The organism is Acidiphilium acidophilum, from assembly GCF_033842475.1.
Lineage (GTDB): Bacteria > Pseudomonadota > Alphaproteobacteria > Acetobacterales > Acetobacteraceae > Acidiphilium > Acidiphilium acidophilum.
Map to the genome: position 1 here is coordinate 3,081,749 of NZ_JAWXYB010000018.1, position 17,871 is coordinate 3,099,619.

General features: G+C 65.0%; 16 protein-coding genes. 6 read left to right on the plus strand and 10 right to left on the minus strand.

Annotation, left to right across the window (positions count from 1 at the left end):
• Window positions 1-562: 562 nt before the first annotated feature.
• The 5 genes from SIL87_RS17305 to SIL87_RS17325 form a co-directional block, all read right to left on the minus strand.
• Window positions 563-1,273, minus strand: coding sequence for an ABC transporter ATP-binding protein (locus tag SIL87_RS17305; RefSeq protein ID WP_319615392.1), 711 nt, complete (start codon window positions 1,271-1,273; stop codon window positions 563-565).
• The gene (locus tag SIL87_RS17310; protein ID WP_319615393.1) at window positions 1,270-2,019 is read right to left on the minus strand and encodes an ABC transporter ATP-binding protein; all 750 of its coding nucleotides are present in this window, start codon (window positions 2,017-2,019) and stop codon (window positions 1,270-1,272) included. The genes SIL87_RS17305 and SIL87_RS17310 overlap by 4 nt, the downstream gene beginning before the upstream one ends.
• Window positions 2,016-3,002: a branched-chain amino acid ABC transporter permease gene (locus SIL87_RS17315; protein WP_319615394.1), complete on the minus strand. Its 987-nt coding sequence runs from the start codon at window positions 3,000-3,002 to the stop codon at window positions 2,016-2,018. Before SIL87_RS17315 ends, SIL87_RS17310 begins: the two co-directional genes overlap by 4 nt.
• Window positions 2,999-3,871, minus strand: a complete 873-nt coding sequence (locus SIL87_RS17320) for a branched-chain amino acid ABC transporter permease (RefSeq protein WP_319615395.1) — start codon at window positions 3,869-3,871, stop codon at window positions 2,999-3,001. The genes SIL87_RS17315 and SIL87_RS17320 overlap by 4 nt, the downstream gene beginning before the upstream one ends.
• Window positions 3,872-3,973: 102 nt before the next feature.
• Entirely contained in the window at window positions 3,974-5,254 is a 1,281-nt protein-coding gene (locus tag SIL87_RS17325) for an ABC transporter substrate-binding protein (protein ID WP_319615396.1), read from the minus strand.
• Window positions 5,255-5,634: 380 nt separating this feature from the next.
• Here SIL87_RS17325 and SIL87_RS17330 point away from each other — a divergent pair, with 380 nt between their 5' ends.
• A complete protein-coding gene (locus tag SIL87_RS17330; protein WP_319615397.1) occupies window positions 5,635-7,305 on the plus strand; it encodes an EAL domain-containing protein in 1,671 nt (556 codons plus the stop codon).
• 102 nt (window positions 7,306-7,407) lie between these two features.
• Here the strand turns inward: SIL87_RS17330 and SIL87_RS17335 are convergent, their stop codons facing one another.
• Genes SIL87_RS17335 through lexA form a run of 3 tightly spaced genes read right to left on the minus strand, consistent with a single transcriptional unit; the run spans window position 7,408 to window position 9,602 of the window.
• Complete coding sequence (locus tag SIL87_RS17335; RefSeq protein ID WP_319615398.1) at window positions 7,408-8,079, minus strand: N-acetylmuramoyl-L-alanine amidase; 672 nt, start codon at window positions 8,077-8,079, stop codon at window positions 7,408-7,410.
• Window positions 8,076-8,849, minus strand: coding sequence for a TerB family tellurite resistance protein (locus tag SIL87_RS17340; RefSeq protein WP_319615399.1), 774 nt, complete (start codon window positions 8,847-8,849; stop codon window positions 8,076-8,078). The genes SIL87_RS17335 and SIL87_RS17340 overlap by 4 nt, the downstream gene beginning before the upstream one ends.
• A gap of 54 nt (window positions 8,850-8,903) precedes the next feature.
• Window positions 8,904-9,602: a transcriptional repressor LexA gene (gene lexA / locus SIL87_RS17345; protein WP_319616008.1), complete on the minus strand. Its 699-nt coding sequence runs from the start codon at window positions 9,600-9,602 to the stop codon at window positions 8,904-8,906.
• A gap of 205 nt (window positions 9,603-9,807) precedes the next feature.
• On the opposite strand from lexA, the gene pdxY reads away from it, so the two are divergent.
• A complete protein-coding gene (gene pdxY, locus SIL87_RS17350; protein ID WP_319615400.1) occupies window positions 9,808-10,644 on the plus strand; it encodes a pyridoxal kinase in 837 nt (278 codons plus the stop codon).
• Between the two features lie 142 nt (window positions 10,645-10,786).
• Entirely contained in the window at window positions 10,787-11,218 is a 432-nt protein-coding gene (locus tag SIL87_RS17355; protein WP_319615401.1) for a CBS domain-containing protein, read from the plus strand.
• Between the two features lie 82 nt (window positions 11,219-11,300).
• Here the strand turns inward: SIL87_RS17355 and SIL87_RS17360 are convergent, their stop codons facing one another.
• Both SIL87_RS17360 and SIL87_RS17365 read right to left on the minus strand, forming a co-directional pair.
• Complete coding sequence (locus tag SIL87_RS17360) at window positions 11,301-11,597, minus strand: hypothetical protein (RefSeq protein WP_319615402.1); 297 nt, start codon at window positions 11,595-11,597, stop codon at window positions 11,301-11,303.
• A 160-nt stretch (window positions 11,598-11,757) separates the two neighbouring features.
• On the minus strand, window positions 11,758-12,261 hold the full coding sequence (locus SIL87_RS17365; protein ID WP_319615403.1) for a hypothetical protein: 504 nt from the start codon (window positions 12,259-12,261) through the stop codon (window positions 11,758-11,760).
• 127 nt (window positions 12,262-12,388) lie between these two features.
• On the opposite strand from SIL87_RS17365, the gene SIL87_RS17370 reads away from it, so the two are divergent.
• From SIL87_RS17370 to SIL87_RS17380, 3 genes are all read left to right on the plus strand, one after another.
• Window positions 12,389-14,356: a peptidoglycan D,D-transpeptidase FtsI family protein gene (locus tag SIL87_RS17370; RefSeq protein ID WP_319615404.1), complete on the plus strand. Its 1,968-nt coding sequence runs from the start codon at window positions 12,389-12,391 to the stop codon at window positions 14,354-14,356.
• Window positions 14,357-14,539: 183 nt separating this feature from the next.
• Window positions 14,540-16,105: a Hint domain-containing protein gene (locus SIL87_RS17375; RefSeq protein WP_319615406.1), complete on the plus strand. Its 1,566-nt coding sequence runs from the start codon at window positions 14,540-14,542 to the stop codon at window positions 16,103-16,105.
• A gap of 3 nt (window positions 16,106-16,108) precedes the next feature.
• On the plus strand, window positions 16,109-17,716 hold the full coding sequence (locus SIL87_RS17380; protein ID WP_319615407.1) for a glycosyltransferase family 4 protein: 1,608 nt from the start codon (window positions 16,109-16,111) through the stop codon (window positions 17,714-17,716).
• The last annotated feature ends 155 nt before the right edge of the window (window positions 17,717-17,871 follow it).

Below are 17,871 nucleotides of genomic sequence, written 5' to 3' on the forward strand. Positions count from 1 at the left end.
CTGGCGGGACGATCCGTGGCCCCCAACCCAAATTCCCACCGCATCGACCAATTCCGAACCGATCGATCCGGTCGAAACCTTGCCACCGGTCGCCCCGACCGCAGCAAAATGCGGCGGCGAGTGCGTCCCCGTCATTACCCGGACCGGCAATAATCCCATCGCCGCCCCGCACAGGCCCCGTTCCCGCTTTCGCCCCCCAAAGCGAAAATTCGCCATACCTCGCGCACGATCAATCACGTCTAAATCGTTACGATATCATAACGATTTAGACGTGATTGATTATCACACGTTGAACGCCATCCGCCCTTCGATGATGGAGATGAACACGCGAGGTCCACGAGGCCGCACTCGCGAAGGAAAACAAGCGCAGAAGCGACCGGCTGAACCGCTCGCCCCGGTTGCGCCAGCCGTACTGGCGGAACTCCCCGGCGATGACATTCCCCTCGCCGTGCCGCCACCCCCACCGGCTCCACCTCGGCTACCTTCGATGACAGGACCCGTTCACGGCGATCGGAGCATATCAGTTCGCAACCGGAACCTGTTGCGCAACAACAGGGCTGTCTCAGCCGTGATGACTGACACCTGCCAGTTGTTCCATCCGGTCCCGGTCGGCCTGCAGGACCGCCGCTGCGCCGTCATAAACCACTGCGCCATCCGAGAGCACATACGCACGATCCGCGAGTTGCAGGGCGAGAAACGCATTCTGCTCGACCAGCAGGATCGACATCCCCTCCCCTTTCATCCGCTCCACGGTGCGCATCACCTCCTGCACGATCACCGGTGCGAGGCCCTGCGAGGGTTCGTCGAGAATCAGGAGTTTGGGGTTGAGCAGCAGCGCGCGGGCAATCGCCAGCATCTCCTGCTCGCCGCCCGAAAGCCGCCCCCCCTTGCTGGTGCGCCGCTCGGCGAGCCGGGGAAACAGCTGATAGACCGTCTCGATCGTCCACGGCCCTTTGGTTTCAGGCGGGACCAGCAGATTTTCATGCACGGTGAGATGGCCGAAAATCTTGCGCCCCTCCGGCACGTAGCCGACGCCGAGCGAAGCAACCCGGTAGGGTGGCCTGCCGGTCGTCTCCTGGCCGAACAGCCTGACCCGGCCCGCACGCGGCGCGGTGAGTCCCATGATGCTGCGCATCGTCGTCGTCTTACCGGCCCCGTTGCGGCCAAGCAGCGCGACCAGTTCGCCGGCCCCGACAGTGAGCGAAACGCCATGCAGAATGTGGCTCTTGCCGTAATAGGTCTGCAGCCCGTCGACCTCGAGCACCGCACTCATGCCGCCTGCCCCAGATAGGCCGACTGCACGCGGGGATCGGCGGCAATTTCCTCGGCATTGCCCTCGGCGAGCATGTGCCCGTTGTCGAGCACCGTGATCCGGTCCGCGATCCCGAACACGATCGCCATGTCATGCTCGACGAACAGCATGGTAATCCCCTGCTCGCGGTTGAGCCGGCGGATCAGGTCGGTCATGTGATTGGTTTCCTCATCACCCATCCCGGCGGTCGGCTCGTCGAGCAGCAGCAGCTTGGGCGACTTGGCCAGCACGATGCCGATTTCCACCACACGCTGATCGCCATGCGACAATTCGCCCGCGATCCGATGAAGCTTCGGCGCGATCCGCACGATCTCGGCGAGTTCCTCGACCCGCCGCTCCACCGCCGCGCGCGTGGCCGCCGAAATCCAGGGCCGCAAATTCAGCCCCATCGCGGTCTCGACCGCGATCCGCAGATTGTCATGCACCGAAAGTGCAAGAAAAATCTCGGTAATCTGGAACGTGCGAATAATGCCGCGTTTGACCAGCGCCGCCGGATTGACCGCGGTGATGGTCTCCCCTGCGAACACGATACTGCCTTCGGAGGGCGGGAAAAACCCGCTGATCAGGTTGAACAACGTGGTCTTGCCCGCACCGTTCGGGCCGATGATCGCGCGGAGTTCGCCCGGTTCGACGCTGAGCGAAATCCCCGACAGCGCCTGCAACGCCCCGAACCGCCGCCCGACCCGATCCAGCACCAGCAGGCTCACGACTTCGCCCCGCGGTTGAAGAATCCGAGGACCCCCATCGGGAAAAAAATCACGGAAACGACAAAAACGAGGCCGATCACCGTCATCCAGTTGTTGGTGATCGAGCTGACATAGTCGCGCACCAGCACGAAAATCACCGCCCCCATCAGCGGGCCCCAGAAATTGCGCATCCCGCCGAGCACCGCGATGATCAGGAAATCGCCCGAGAGCGTGTAGTTCAACGTGTTCGGGGACGTGAAATTATCGAGCAGGGCATTCAAACCACCGGCCAGGGCGGCGACAACGCCCGAGATCGCAAAGGAAATCGCGACATAGCGCTGGGTGCGGATGCCGAGAAAGGTGAGCCGCTTGTAATTCTCGCGGATCGCCACGAAACTGTGCCCGAGCGGCGCGTTGAGCACCACCCAGAGGGCGAGCGCCGCCACGCCGAAGCAGACCAGCACGAGGTAATAAAACCCGACCGATCCCATCGGCAGGGTCAGCCCCGGCAGATGGATCGGGTGGCGGGAAAACCCGGTCAGCCCATCCTCGCCGCCGGTCAGCCCGTTCCAGCGCACCGCGATGAAATAGAACATCTGACCGATCGCAATGGTGATCATCGAAAAATAGATCCCCCGCCGCCGCACCGCGATCGGCCCGAGCAGCGCGGCGGCGAGGCCACCGACCAGGGTGCCGACCAGCAGTGCCAGCAATATGCTGTGGGTTTCATATTTCAGCATCAACCCGACCCCGTAGGAGCCAAGCCCGAAATACGCGGCATGACCGAACGAGAGGCCGCCGGTGAAACCAAGCAGCAGGTTCAGCCCCATCGCGGCCAGCGCATAAATCAGCACCCGCGAGGCCAGATCGGTATAGCCGCCGACCAGCGGCAGCCAGACCGGCACGGCGAACAGCACCAGTCCGAGCGCCACATTGCCGAGGATGCGCCGCGAGATCATCGGCCCGCCGGACACGGAGGCCGGCGCACCGGCAACGCCGCTCATTCGAACAACCCTTCCTGCCCCATCAGCCCGCGCGGTCGCACCACCAGCGTGATCCCCATGATGACATAAATCACAACCTCGCTGGCCGCTGGAAAGAAGGCGGTGGTAATGCCGGAGGCCAGGCCGATGATCAGCCCGCCGAGCAGCGAACCGACCAGCGAGCCGACCCCGCCGACCACGATCGCAACGAAGGCGGGCATGATCAAACTATCGCCCATGGTCGGTGTCAGCCCGATCTGCCCGGCGGCAAGAATGCCCGCAACACCGGCAAAAATAATGCCGATCACGAAATTCGCCGAGCGCAGCAGATAAATGTTAACGCCGAGCGCCGATATGGTTTCAAGGTCGGAATTCCCCGCGCGGATGCGGATGCCGATACGGGTGAACCGCAGGACGGCAAACAACGAACCGGTCCCGAGCAACGCCACCGCGACCACGAACAGCCGATAGCCGGTGACAAAGAAATACGTGCTGCTGAGCGGATGGTTGAGAAACGCCGGAATCGCGAGCGGCTGTCCCTGCGCACCCCACACGGTGCGGATCAGGTCCTGGATGATGAACGCGAGCCCGAACGTGAGCAGCAACGTATAGATCGGGTCCTTGCGGTTATAGAGCCGCCGCACCAGCACCATCTCGACCCCAAGTCCGATCGCCCCGGCCAGCAGCGGCGCGATGACCAGCCCGCCCCAGAATCCCACATACGGCACCAGCGTGAACGCAAAATACGCCGCCAACGCCATGAACGCGCCCTGAGCGAAATTGATCGTGTTGTTGAGACCGAGAATGAGCGCCAGCCCCAGCGCCATCAGCGCATAGAACGCGCCCTGAATCAGGCCGTTGAACACGTTGAACAACAGAATGAGCCCCATGCCGCCTCCATCCCATCGAGAGTCCGTTCGTCGCCGGGCGGATCGCGCCGTCACGGCCGATCCGCCCGGTCATTCCGGCACCGGGGCCGGAAACCCTGCGTCTCAGGTCGGGTAGGTCATCTTGCAATCGGCCGCCGCCGCCGAGAGGGCGATCTTCTTGCCCGGAATGATCGCCGAGACATCGAACAGACTGGGATATTTTCCGGCCTGAATGACATGGCCGGGAAACATGCTGAGCATCAGCTGATGATCGGCGGCGCGATATTCCGGCGCGTTCGGCTGCAACGCAATCTCCGGCGGCAGCACCAGCCCCTCCATCGCCCGGACCACCTTCATCGTGTTGGTCGATTTCGCTTTCTCGACCGCGAGCTTGATCGCATAGGTCGAAGCGTAACCGAACCAGGAACGGGCGGAGGGATATTCACCTTTGTATTTGGTCGAATACGCCTTCACGAATTCCGCAACATGAGGGGTATGGGGCTGATCCCAGTACCACTCCATCGTCCACCAGCCATAGCGCGCCGCCTCCGGCAGGGCCTGCGCCTGCTCGAGCTCGAACAGAGCGCCCCCGACCGGGATCTGCTTGTTGATGCCGAACTGCGAAATCTGCTTCATGCAGTTCACCTGATCGTCCCCCGCCAGCAGCAGGCAGATGAAATCCGGCTTCTTCGCCTTGACGTCGATCAGATAGGACGAGAAATCCGTCGTCCCCACCGGCGCGAGCGCGGTCCCGACCACGCGCCCCCCGGCCGTCTTGAGCTGCTTGGTGTAGTCGCTCTGCTCGGCATGACCGAATGCATAATCGGTCGTGATGAAATACCAGGACTTGCCGAATTTCTTGAACAGAGTCTCGAAATCCCCCGATGTCAGCATCCAGGTGGTCGAGCAGGTGCGGAACGTGTTCCAGTGGCACTCCTTGCCGGTGACCGCATCGGCATGGCCGCCGGTGCAGAGAAACAGCAGGTCGTGCTTGTTGGCAAACTGGCTCAGCGCCAGCGACGACGCGGAATTCACCGTGCCCATCAGAAAATCGATCTTGTCGCGCGAAAGCAGGCGCGATGCCTTGTCAATGCTGGTGCCCGGACTGCCCGCGCCGTCCTCGACCAGCAGTTGCAGCGGCCGGCTCATGATGCCGCCCTTCTTGTTGATTTCCTCCTCGGCAAAGCGCGCCCCTTTGATTTCGCTATGGCCGAGCGGCGCGAAAATACTGGTGATCGGATCGACCAACCCGATCTTGATCGGCACCTCGCTCGCCGCCCAACTCGGCTTCGGCGCCGCCAGCAACCCCGCGGCACCCACCGCCGCCCCAGCCTTGATCAGGCCGCGCCGGTCCAGAGAACCGCGCCTGGCACCCGCGTTGATGCCCGTCTCTATCGTTGTCATCGGATCAGTCTCCCTCACTCTGCGGTGCCATTGGCGGCACTCGGTATACTATAAATTATAGTTCATCATCAGATCGATTTCGTCAACCGCGGGTCATCTTGATGCCGAGATCGTGTGCGACCTCTGCGGTTTGATCACAGGTCGAGCACAAACCTGGAGCTGAGCGCGCGGGTGACACAAACAGTCGGAAATGAGTCGCGATGAGGGACTCCCCCACGCTCGTGAGTAAATCCTCTGGCAGCCATGCCTCTGTCGCAGTGCGATTCCGGTCAGGATTCACCATTCCGAAATGATCGTGCGTTACACCCACCTGCGATGATGACGAATGCTGGTATGCTGATCGAGGGTCACCGTACTCGACCTGTTCTGAAAGATTGGTCGTGAGGCATCGCCCCGCCACGGTCCCGCACAAGCCGGGCTCCGAACGGAACCGATATCTGGCCTTCGCTTTTTGCTGGGGCGACGTTCTGTTCGAATTGGATCGGCATTACGCGATCTCCTACGTGTCCAGCACGTGCGAGGCCGTGCTGGGATGCGGTAGCGACACGTTGATCGGCCTGGATTTTCGGGATGTTGTCGCCCCGGTCGACAGGCTTGTCATAGAGCCCTGGTTGAAGCGTCTGCCGGAGGTCGGTCGTGCGATGATAGAGACAATCACGCTGAGCGGCCCGGGCGCCGCACCGCTATGGGTTTCGCTGGCGGCAAACTGCCTCGATAGCGAGGAAGGGACGATCCATATCGCGTTGCAGCGACGCGACACCGGCGCGCATGCGATAAAAACCCCGACTCTGGATCCGGCCTCCCGGCTCGCTGACTGTACCAGTTTTGTCGATCGTGTTGCCGAGCGGATCAAGCGCGGTCACGCCGCAGGTATGGTTCCCGAACTCACGCTGGTGGTAATGCCCGACCTGCATGACCTGCGCCAGAGGTTGGGCGCTGGCCAGGACGGCATGCTGGAAGCGGTTGGCACCGCTTTGAAGGCCCGATCGATCGAAGAAGACATGGCGGCGCGGATCGGTGACGACACATTTTCGCTCCTGCACGAGGCGGGGGCGCCGATCGATCAGTTGATCCGTCAGCTCGAGGCGATCACCAGAGCCGCAGACCCGGCCGGCATCGGCCTGACCATCGATGCTTCGACCCTCGCGATCGATACCGTAATGGTGGCCGAGGTGGATCTCGCACTCGCCCTGACGCACACGCTGCGTCGTTTCGGTGCAGCGTCCGGTACCGATCTGCGCACGATGGCGAACAACCTGCGCAGCGCGTTCCAGAATTCGGTCATAACGGTCGGAAGCATCAAGCGGGCAATCAACGAGCAATCGTTCACCGTGGTGTTCCAGCCCATCGTGCAGATCAACACTGGTCGGATCCATCATTTCGAGGCGCTGTGCCGCTTTGAGGCCCAGGATCAGGAATCACCCTTCACGACCATTCAGGTCGCCGAGGAGCTTGGCCTGATCGCGGCCTTCGACCTCGCGATGGTCCGCAAGGTCATCGCCTGGCTCTTCACCCGACCGCTTAACAACGCGCGCGAGCGGATCGCGGTCAACGTATCAGGCTATTCGATCGAACAGGCCGCCTATACCGAGGCGCTGCTAAACCTGCTCGCGGAAAATGACTGGCTCCGCGGACGGCTGATGTTTGAAATCACAGAAAGCGCACGGATCGCCAATCTGGAGACGGCGGATCGCTTCATCCAGGCGCTACGGCAGCGTGGATTTCAGGTCAGCCTCGATGATTTCGGGGCCGGTGCGGCGTCGTTCCAATATCTGTCGGTCCTTGATGTCGATGTCGTCAAACTGGATGGGTCCGCAGTGCGGAACGCCCAGAAAGCCCAGAAAGGGCGGGCTTTTCTGTCGGCCCTGACCGAGCTCTGCCGGCGCATGGGAATCGAGACCATCGCCGAAATGGTCGACACGCCCGAGACGCTGCAATTCGTGCGCGACTGCGGTTGCAATTACGTCCAGGGCTATCTGTTCGGCAGGCCCACCAAAGAGATCAATGATTTTCATCCGCTACCTAACCGGATACTGTTTACAGCACGATGACATCTGTGCGTTTTCCGTGATACCGGCCTGAGGGTCCGTTGCTCTGAAGCGGGATAGGGTGGTGCGGTGGCGTTATCCAACGCACCTGGATTGAAACGGTCATCAGACAGGAAGCTTTATATAACTGACCATCCGCGCCACCGCCGCCACAACCCCGGCCGTCTCCGCATCGACCTGTCCGTCCACGCGCGCCGGGCGGAACCGGCGCTGAAACGCCGCCACCACCAGGTCGTGTTTCAGGTCCATATCGTAGCCGATCGCGGCGAGTTCCGTCGCGGTATCGCCGTGTGGGCCGATGTCATCGGCCCAGAACCCGATGCCGTGCGCCGCGAGGTGTGCCCAGGGAAACAATTCGCCGGGGTCCTGCTTCCGGTCGGGCGCGATGTCGGAATGTGCCACTATGTTCCGCGCCGGAATCGGGTGGCGTTCGAGTAGGCCCCGGCACAGCCGGATCACGGCTTCGATCTGCACATCGGGAAATGGCACATAGCCGAATTCGTGGCCGGGATTGACGATTTCGATCCCGATCGAGCGATCGTTCAACCCCCGCACCCCGCGCCAATAGCTCACCCCGGCATGCCAGGCCCGCCGCTCCTCATCCACCAGCGCGATCAATGTCCCATCGGTCTCGACCACGTAATGCGATGAAACCCGCGCAGCCGGGTCGCACAACCGCGCGATCGCATCGGCCCCGCTGCGCATCCCGGTATAATGCAGCACCAGATGATCGATCACCGCCCCATCGGGCCGGTCGTCGTGATTGGGCGACCTCACAAACCCCGCTCGCGCTTGATATCGTCCCAGGCGGCATTGATCCGCGCCACCCGGTCGGTCGCCCGTGCGGCGAATTCCGGCGGGACCCCGCGCGCCGCGAGCTGATCGGGGTGATTTTCCCGCATCAGCTGTTTCCAATGCGCCCGGATCGCCTCGCTGCTCGCATCGCGCCCGATCCCGAGCACGACATACGGATCGCCTTCGGATAGCGCGTAGGAGGAGGGATTCTCCGCCCGCGCCCGCGCCGCCGCATCGAGCCCGAACGCCACGCCGATCCGGGTGAGCATATCCGCCTCACGCCCGTTGATCGGCTCATCCGCCCGCGCAATCGCGTATAACGCCCCCAGCACCTGTTCGAGCGCAAGCCGGTTATCCGCGAAACTCTCGCCGAGCTGCCTTGCATAGGGCTCGAACCCCGCCGAATCGTTGCGCGCCTGATCGAACAACCGCCCGATCATCGGCACCGCCGCGTCCTCGATCCGGAACTGCCGCTTGAACGCATCGATCTCGGCGCGATTGACCGGCCCGTCGCATTTGGCAAGCTTCGCGGCCAGCACCGTCGCCGCAATCGCGAACACCTGCTCCCGCCGCCCGATCATGGCCGCCAGCCGCGCGGAATCGAGCGGCAAGGCCCGCCCCAGCCGCGCCCCGAACGATCCGAGATCGCCGGTATCCGCCGCGTGGCCAAGCGCCGCCCCCGCAATCGCGCCCACCGGCCCGCCGAACGCAAACCCGGCCACGCCGCCGATCACCTTACCCCATACTGCCATTCCCCCCATATCGGGTGGCTGGCCCGTAAGGTCAAAGGGCGATCTGCACCGGTATCAATATCGCCGCATCAGCGCCACCAGCCGCCCCTGCACCTTCACCCGCTCGGCAGGGAAAATCCGCGTCTCGTGGCGCACATTGGCCGGTTCCAGCGCCGTCGAATTGCCCCGCCGCCGCAACCGCTTCAGCGTTACCTCGTTGTCGTCGATCAGTGCCACGACGATCTGCCCGGTCTCGGCGGTCTCGCCTTTGCGGATGATCGCGGTATCGCCATCGAGAATCCCCGCCTCGATCATCGAATCCCCCACCACTTCCAGCGCGTAGTGATCGCCCTGCCCGATAAAGGCGATCGGCACCTCGATCTCGGCCTGATGCTCCCGCAGCGCCTCGATCGGCTGGCCCGCGGCAATCCGCCCGTAGAGCGGCAGGCTCACCGCCGCCACCTCCGCCGCCGCCCGCGCGCCCTGGAACCGCTGCGAAAAATCGCCCCGGATCACATTCGGCGCGAATTTGGCATCGCCCCGCTCCGCCGGCACGCTGTCCGCCGGCAGCCTGATCACCTCCAGCGCCCGCGCCCGGTGCTTGTGCCGGCGCAGAAACCCGCGCTCCTCCAGCGCCCCGATCAATCGATGAATGCCCGATTTCGATTTCAGATCGAGCCCGTCCTTCATCTCCTCGAAACTCGGCGAACAGCCGGTCCGCCGCAGATGCTGGTCGATGAACACCAGCAGCTCATATTGCTTGCGCGTCAGCATCATTCCCTCGTCCGAAAACCCCGAACCGACCCGAACCGCCCCTGCGGCCCGGACCATCGCGTCATCCCCACCGGGAACAAAGCGCTAACATGATGTTCTATGAATCGAACCCGCGTCGCGTCAAGAGCCTCGCGGCAAAATAATCACCTTCTGTTCTCGATCGGTTACCCTTGCCACGCCCCCGCCCGGTCCGCCAAGTGCCGCCATGGCCATCCTCTCGATCCAGTCCCAGGTTCTCAACGGCAGCGTCGGCAATACCGCTGCCGCCTTCATCTACGCCCGCCTTGGCCTCGAAGTCTGGCCCCTGCCATCGGTCATCCTCTCGCACCATCCCGGCCACGGCGGCAGCGAAGGCGGCCCGGTGAAACAGGCCCGCCTCGCCGCCCTCGTCACCGGCCTCGCCGCGCGCGGTGCCTTCGCCCGCTGCGAGGCCGTGGTCTCCGGCTATCTCGGCGCCGAAGCCGCCGTCCCGGTAGTCACCGATGCCATCGCCCGCGCCCGCGCGTCCCATCCCGGCGCGCTCTACTTCTGCGATCCGGTCCTGGGCGATTCCGGCCGGATCTACGTCCCCCATGCCCTGGTCGACGCCACCCGCACCCACCTCCTGCCGCGCGCCGACATCGCCACCCCCAACCCGTTCGAACTCGAAATCCTCACCGGCCTGCCCGTGCCGGACCGCGCCCACGCCTTCCGCGCCATGGCGCAACTCGGCCCCGGCCTCGTCATCCTCACCGGCTTCACCGGCACCGACACCACCCCCGGCACCCTCGACATCCTGATGCTCGAAGCCGGAAACCCGTACCATCACACCGTCGAAGCCCTGCCGCGCCCCTTTTCCGGCGCGGGCGATGCCTTCTCCGCCCTGTTCCTCGCCGCTTATCTGCCCCACCGCAACGCCCGGCGCGCCCTCGCCGCCGCCGCCGCCGCCAGTGCCGCCCTCCTCGCCGCCACCGCGTCTGGCGGTCACGACGAACTCGCCATCGTCCCCGCCCAACACCTCTGGACCGCCGCTTTCGCCGCCGCCACCGCAACGGAAACATGACAACGGCGCCATGCGATGAAATTTTGTTGATTCAGATCGCTCATCCGGCATATATTCATAAGTCTATATCTTCCGGTGGAAATTCGCCGGCGCCCGCCCGGGTTTCCGGGCATCAATCCTTGGGAGGATGATGATGACAACAATGGCATCTCTGCTGAAACGCAAACCCGTCTCCGTGATCGCCGTCCCGCCGGACTCGAAAATCCGCGAAGTCGTGCTGGTCCTCGCCGAAAAGCGCATCGGCGCGGTGGTCGTTCAGTCCGCCAACCAGGATCTCCTCGGCATCCTTTCGGAACGCGACGTGGTCCGCAGCCTCGCCGCCAACGGTCCCGCCACGCTCGACATGGTCACCAGCCAGCTCATGACCCGCGCGCCGACCACCGCAACCCCGTCCACCACCATTTTCGAGGCCGAAACCCTGATGACCGACGGCCATTTCCGCCATCTCCCCATCGTGGACGGCGGCAAGCTCATCGGCGTGGTCAGCATCGGGGACGTCGTGGCCGGCCTGATGGACCAGCAGGCCCACGAAGTCCGCAGCCTGCGCAGCTACGTCACCGGCGGCATCGCCTAACCCGTATCCCGCCCGACACCGCAATAAAAAACGCCCGCCGGCATCACACCGGCGGGCGTTCCATATCGCGTGGAATCCGGCTTTACTGCGTGGTGGTATCGGTCCCCGGCATCTTCACCTTCGGCGGTGCCCCGAGATTGATCTGCTTCGGCGTGGTCTGCGAACCCGCAACCGCGCCGCCGACCGCCCCGATCCCGGCACCCGCCAGCGCGCCGATCGGCCCGCCGACCGCCCCGACCGCGGCACCCGCCGCCGCACCACCCGCCGCGCCGCCCTGGGCGCGTTCCGGCTGGCTGGTCCCACACCCGGCCAGCGCCAGCGCCATGCCGAGCGCCAGCGGCGCGGCAATAAGGGTTTTCTTGAAGGTCATATCGTTCATCCTTTCCGGAATTTTGGAGAGCCAACCTGTCGCCGCCTCGACGTCAGGAACCGTTGACGGACCGATATGGTGGTCACGACCCTCCATCGTATCAACCGCGCGACCCCGCACCCCACCCCGAATGAACGAAGTTTATGCCGTTGCTCATCCGAACCCGCAGCTACCTCACCGTCGGCGGCGGCAGCGGCTGCGACTCGACACCTTGCCCGCCATACCCGCCCGCCGGACTCAGCGATTGCGGCTGCCCATACGATTGTCCATACGATTGCCCACCCGATTGGGGATACGCCGTGGTCGGCTGCGCCTGATACGAATTGATCTGCTGGCGCAACCCCGGGCCGGAATAGCCCTGCGCCGGAGCCGCCTGCGGTGCCGCCCCGTAACTCCCGCCCGGCGCCGGCCCGACCTTGCCGACATTATCGAGATTGATCTGTTTCGGCGTCGTCGTCGAAGCGGTCAGCGCCCCGATCCCGCCGCCCACCGCCGCGCCCACCACAACCCCGATCGGCCCGCCGATCAGCCCGAACGCCGCCCCGGTCGCGGCGCCGCCCGCCGTCCCGGTGCCCATCCGGTGCGGCGCCTCGGTCCCGCATCCGGCCAGCAGCACGGCACTCGCCGCCAGCAACAGCACCGACCCCGCCAGCCCAGGCTTCAATCGCGACATCCTCGTCCCCTTCCGCTGATCCAATTTCGGTCCAACCCCGAACCGACCTATAATCGTCTTCCGTGGTAACATAAAGTTTTTCAGCCCCTTATACAAAAGCGTGAAGAGATTGTGTTAATTCCCCACAATGTCGCTCAACCGCAACCAGGACCGCGCCGCCCTCAGCCCGCCGCCGCCGATCGCCCCGCGCTGGTTCAGCCGGTTCAAAGGGCGCGCCCGCTTCGGCATGGCGGCCTTCATCCTCATCTACGCCCTCCTCGCGCTCAAACTGATCGACGCCACGATCATCGCCCCGATCAAGCCGAGCGCCGCCGTCCTCGCCGCCCAGCGCCCCGATTTCCGCACCATGCTCTCCGCGCCCGACCGCGCGCCCATCCTCGACCGCAACGGCCGCATCCTCGCCGTATCCCTCCCCGGTGCCGCCCTCTTCGCCGACCCGAAAGAAATCACCACCCCGAAACGCGACGCCGCCCGCCTCGAAACCGCACTTCCCATGCTGAACCAGGCCGAAATCGCCCACCGCCTCGGCCTCAGCCATTACGGCTTCGTCTATCTCGACCGCGATCTCACCGCCGCGCAGGAACTCGCGGTCAACCGCCTCGGCATCCCCGGCCTCTACTTCCAGCACGTCTGGATGCGCCACTACCCCGAAGGCAACCTCGCCGCCCACGTCCTCGGCGGCGTCACGCCGGACCAGCGCGGCATCGCCGGCATCGAGGATTATTTCGACCGCCGCCTGATCGCCCACCCCACCCAGCCCCTTCACCTCTCGATCGACCTCCGCGTCGAAGCCATCGTCCACCGCGAAGTCGCCCGCGCCATGGCCGACTACAAAGCCCGCGGCGCCTGCGGCATCGTCGAAAACATGTCCGGCCGCGTCGTCGCCATGGTCAGCCTGCCCGACTACAACGCTAACGACCTGCACGACGCCCCAACCCACGCCTTGTTCGACCGCTGCATCTCCGGCGACTACGAACCCGGCAGCGTCATGAAACTCATGACCATGCCCGCCGCCCTGCAATCCCGCCTCGTCGATTACTGGGACCGCTTCAACACCACCCACCCCCTCTTCGTCGACGGTTTTTCAGTCACCGACTACGAACCGGTCCATTACTGGCTCGCCATGCCCGCCATCCTCGCCTTCTCGTCCAATATCGGCGCGTCGCGCATCGCCACCATCATGGGCTCGAAAATCCAGCGCGCCTGGCTGCGCAAAATGGGCTTCTTCAGACCCTCCCCGATCCAGATGCCCGGCGTCCAACCCCCGATCTGGCACCCGAAAGACACCTGGAAACTCCTCACCACCATGACCGTGAGCTTCGGCAACGGCATCGCCATGGCCCCGATCATCCTGGTCAACGCCGTGGTGGCGGACGTCAACGGCGGCATCCTCTACAAACCCACTTTGCTCGCCCGCACCAGGGGTGCCCCGCCGCGCACCGGCATCCGCGTCATGCGCCACAGCGTCTCGGTCACCATGCGCCGCCTCATGCGCGGCGTCGTCCTCTCGGGAACCGGGGTCTACGCTCGCGTCCCCGGCTACCTCGTCGGCGGCAAAACCGGCACCTCCCAGGTCGTCGGGCGTAACGGCAGCTACCGCAACCACCTCAACAACTCCTCCTTCATGGCGATGTTCCCGGCAACCGACCCCCGCTACGTCGTCTACGTCCTGGTCATCCACCCCAAGCCGACCAAAAAAATGCAGCATTTCTCCTACGGCTTCACCACCGGCGGCTACGTCGCCGCCCCCGCAGTCGGGCGCATCATCGCCCGCATCGGCCCGATGCTCGGCATCCCCCCGGTCGAGGGACCCGCCCTGAAAGCGATCAACGCCCGGTTCGGCATCCCGCTCAAACCCGCAATCCCCCCCGGCCAACCCGCCCTCGGCCCCGGAAACCCGTTCCCGCCCGGCGCCAACCGCTACGCCTATATCCTCGCCAACCGAACCCCGCCGAAACACCCGGATACCGAGGCCGCCGCGGCCGCCCTGCACCGCGTCCAACTCGCCATCCCCGGCCAGCGCACCAACGATCGCGGACCGGTCCACCTCCGCGCGCCGATGCAGACGGTCGCTTCGGGGGCCGGGCAAGGGTAGCAAACGCAAGCGCTTCTTTTTTGGAAAAAAGAAGCAAAAAACTTTTTGGTCTCAGCACTGTGCTGTTGGTTGGGTGATTGCCACAATTCAGAGTGGTGGCAGGGCCATAGATTTGATTTGACTTGGCGAGTTTCAGAGATAGGATACAACCATAAGTTTATTTCTGACCCCAGGATTCCCGGTATGAGCAGCACCACCGTCACCGTCGGCAACAACCCAACCGTCGGCTCATACACGCAGATCACCGCCTCCGGCACCTACGATGTCGTGGTGCAAGGCGCCAGCGGCATCCTTTTCACCACCGGCTCGCTCGACACCACCATCCTCACCATCACCGAACAGGGCTTCCTCTTCACCGATGAAGTCAGCGGCGGTGCCACCGAACTCTTCAACCCCACCACGCTCAATACCGTCATCCCGTTCCTTGACCTCGGCTACGCCCCCGGTGCCTCCACCGAGCCCGGCGACGGCACCCTCATCCTCGGCAACAACCTCATCAACGACAATTTCGGCCCCCCGCTCAATTTCGCCGGCCCCGGCAACGATCTCGTCTTCGGCAGTTCCCTCACCCCCGCCATCCTCAGCCAGATCTCCAATTTCGCCCCGACCGACACGATCGACCTGCAAGGCATTTCCGGCGCCACCAGCGCGGTGTGGACCCAAAATCCCGGCACCGCCGGCGGCATGCTCAGCCTCGAAACCGCCACCAATGTCGACCTCGCGGACATCACCCTCGCCACCGGCACCTTCACCTCCAGCCTGTTCAGCATCACCTCGGACGGGTTCGGCGGGACCGACATCACCGTCGCCTGCTACCATTCCGGCACCCGCATCGCGACGCCGTCAGGTGAAACCAACGTCGAATCCCTCGCAATCGGCGATCTCGTCCTCACGGCGGACGGCACCGCCCAACCGGTCAAATGGCTGGGCAGACGGTCCTATTCCGAACGCTTCGCCGCCGGAAAAACCCATCTCCTGCCCATCCGCTTCGCCCCGCTCTCGCTTGGCAACGGCCGCCCCCGCCGCACCCTCCGCGTCAGCCCGGCCCATGCCATGCTGATCGACGGCGTGCTGATCCCCGCCGCCGCCCTGATCAACGGCGTCTCGATCGTCCAGGAAACCGCCGAAACCCGGATCGACTACATCCACGTCGAACTCGCCCGCCACAGCGTCATCTTCGCCGAAGGCGCCGCCTCCGAAACCTATGTCGACGACAACAACCGCGCCATGTTCCACAATCTGGCAGACTACGAATCCCGCTACGGCGCCACCCCACCCGAACCCGCCGCCTACATCACCACCCGCATCGAGTCCGGCCCCGTCCTGCACGCCATCCGCACCCGCCTCGCCGCCCTCGCCGGCATCGCCCCACCCCCCGCCGATCACAGCCCGCTCCACGGCTGGCTCGAACGCATCGAAACCGAAGCCCCCGAAACCGTAGACGTTGGCCCCACGCCGCAATCATGGGCCGTCGGTTGGGCCGCCGCCCCCGACCACCCCGGCGTCCCGGTCTGCTTCGAACTCCTCCACCATGGCCGCGTCATCCATCGCGGCCTCGCCACCCTCCACCGCCCCGATGTCGAGGATGCCGGCCACGGCAGCGGCCGCTGCGGCTTCCGCATCCCGGTCCCGCCCGGCACGCGCCTCGCCGACCTCACCTTCCGCCGCATCGCCGACCACGCCATCCTCCCCAACCCGGCCATCCCCCACACCGCCATCCCCCACACCGCCAACCTCCGCGCCGCCTGACCCATGCTGCGCGGACGGCTCGACCTCGCCACCCGCACCCGCCTCACCGGCTGGGCGCAGGACGACCGCCTCCCCAACCAGCCGGTCGCCCTCCTCGTCATCGACAACGACACCCTGCTCGACCGCATCATCGCCAACGTCCCCCGCCCCGACCTCGCCGCCAGCGGCATCGGCACCGGCCATCACGGGTTCGACATCCGCCTCGAATCCGGCCTGCCCGGCCTCGGTCAGCACCTCATCCGCGTGGTGCGCGAACGCGACGGCGCCGAACTCCCCGGCTCCCCCGCCCTGATCGCCCCCGCCCACGCGTTCGACGCCCACGAAGCCTCCCTGCTCCAATCCCTGCTCGACGGCCTCGCCACCACCGAGGCAATCGACACCGCCATCGCCACCCTCGCCCGCCAGATCGACCGCCTCGCCGCCCGCCGCCCCGAAACCCTCTCCAACGCACAATCCCCGTCGCGCCGTGCTCTCATCATCGACACCACCATGCCCGCTCCGGGCCGCGATGCCGGGTCCAACGCCATCCTCTCCCACGCCGCCGCTCTCACCCGCCTCGGCTTCGCCGTCAGCCTCATCGCCGCCGACGCCTCAGTCCCCCCAACACTTGTCCCGACCTTGGCGCCACCCGCCATCGACTTCCACGCCGCCCCGATCACCCCCACCGTCGAAACCCTGCTCCGCCGCGAAGCCAACGCCTTCGACCTCGTCTACCTCCACCGGCTTGATGCCGCCGCGGCCTACATGCCCCTGGTCCGCCTCCACCAGCCCCGCGCCCGCATCGTCTACAGCGTGGCCGACCTCCACCACATCCGCCTCGCCCGCCGCGGCTTCGTCGAGCGCGAAGCCAGCCTCATCGCCCGCGCCCGCAAGGTCCGCGATACCGAATTCGCCCTCGCCGCCGCCGCCGATGCCGTCATCACCCATTCCCACGCCGAAGCTGCCCTGCTCCGCCGCCATCTCCCCGCCGAAAAAATCCACATCGTCCCCTGGGCGATCGAAGCGGCCAAACCCCGCCGCCGCACCCCGCGCAACCGCCTCGGCTTCATCGGCCATTTCGGCCACGCCCCCAATCTCGACGCCGCCCACCGCCTGATCCACCACATCATGCCGCTCCTGCGCGCAGCCGACCCCGACATCGAATGCCTCATCGCCGGCTCCGCCATGCCCGTCGCCCTGCGCGACCATCGGTCCGAACGCGTCACCATCTGCGGCAAAATCGACGACCTCCCCGCCTTCCTCGCCAGCCTCACCCTCACCATCGCCCCCATGACCTTCGGCGCCGGCGTCAAAGGCAAAATCCTCGACAGCCTCGCCGCCGGTGTCCCCTGCATCGCCACCCCCACCGCCATCGAAGGCCTCGACTGGCCCGAAACCCTCGCCCCCTGCATCGCCACCGACAATGAAAGCCTCACCACCGCCATCCTCGCCCTCTGCGACAACCCCCAGGCCCACCGCCGCGCCGCCACCGCCGGCCTCGACCTGATCCGCACCCGCTGGTCCGAACCCGCGACCGACGCCGCTCTGGCGCGGATCGTGGGCGAGAGAAGAGAACGGGAGACCAGGACTTCCGTCTGGAAAAAAGGAGGCTCTGCGGCGAAATTGACGTAGAAGGAGGTTTGATAACGGCATCATTCGAATTCGTACTAGTCCGGTGCTCGCCCGGCCAAACATTGACCGCTTCAGCATCTTGAAACGATTGATCTGGCCTTCGGTTTGGCCGCTGCTCCAAGGTTCGGTGATGGCGTTTTTGATCGCGTCGCTGT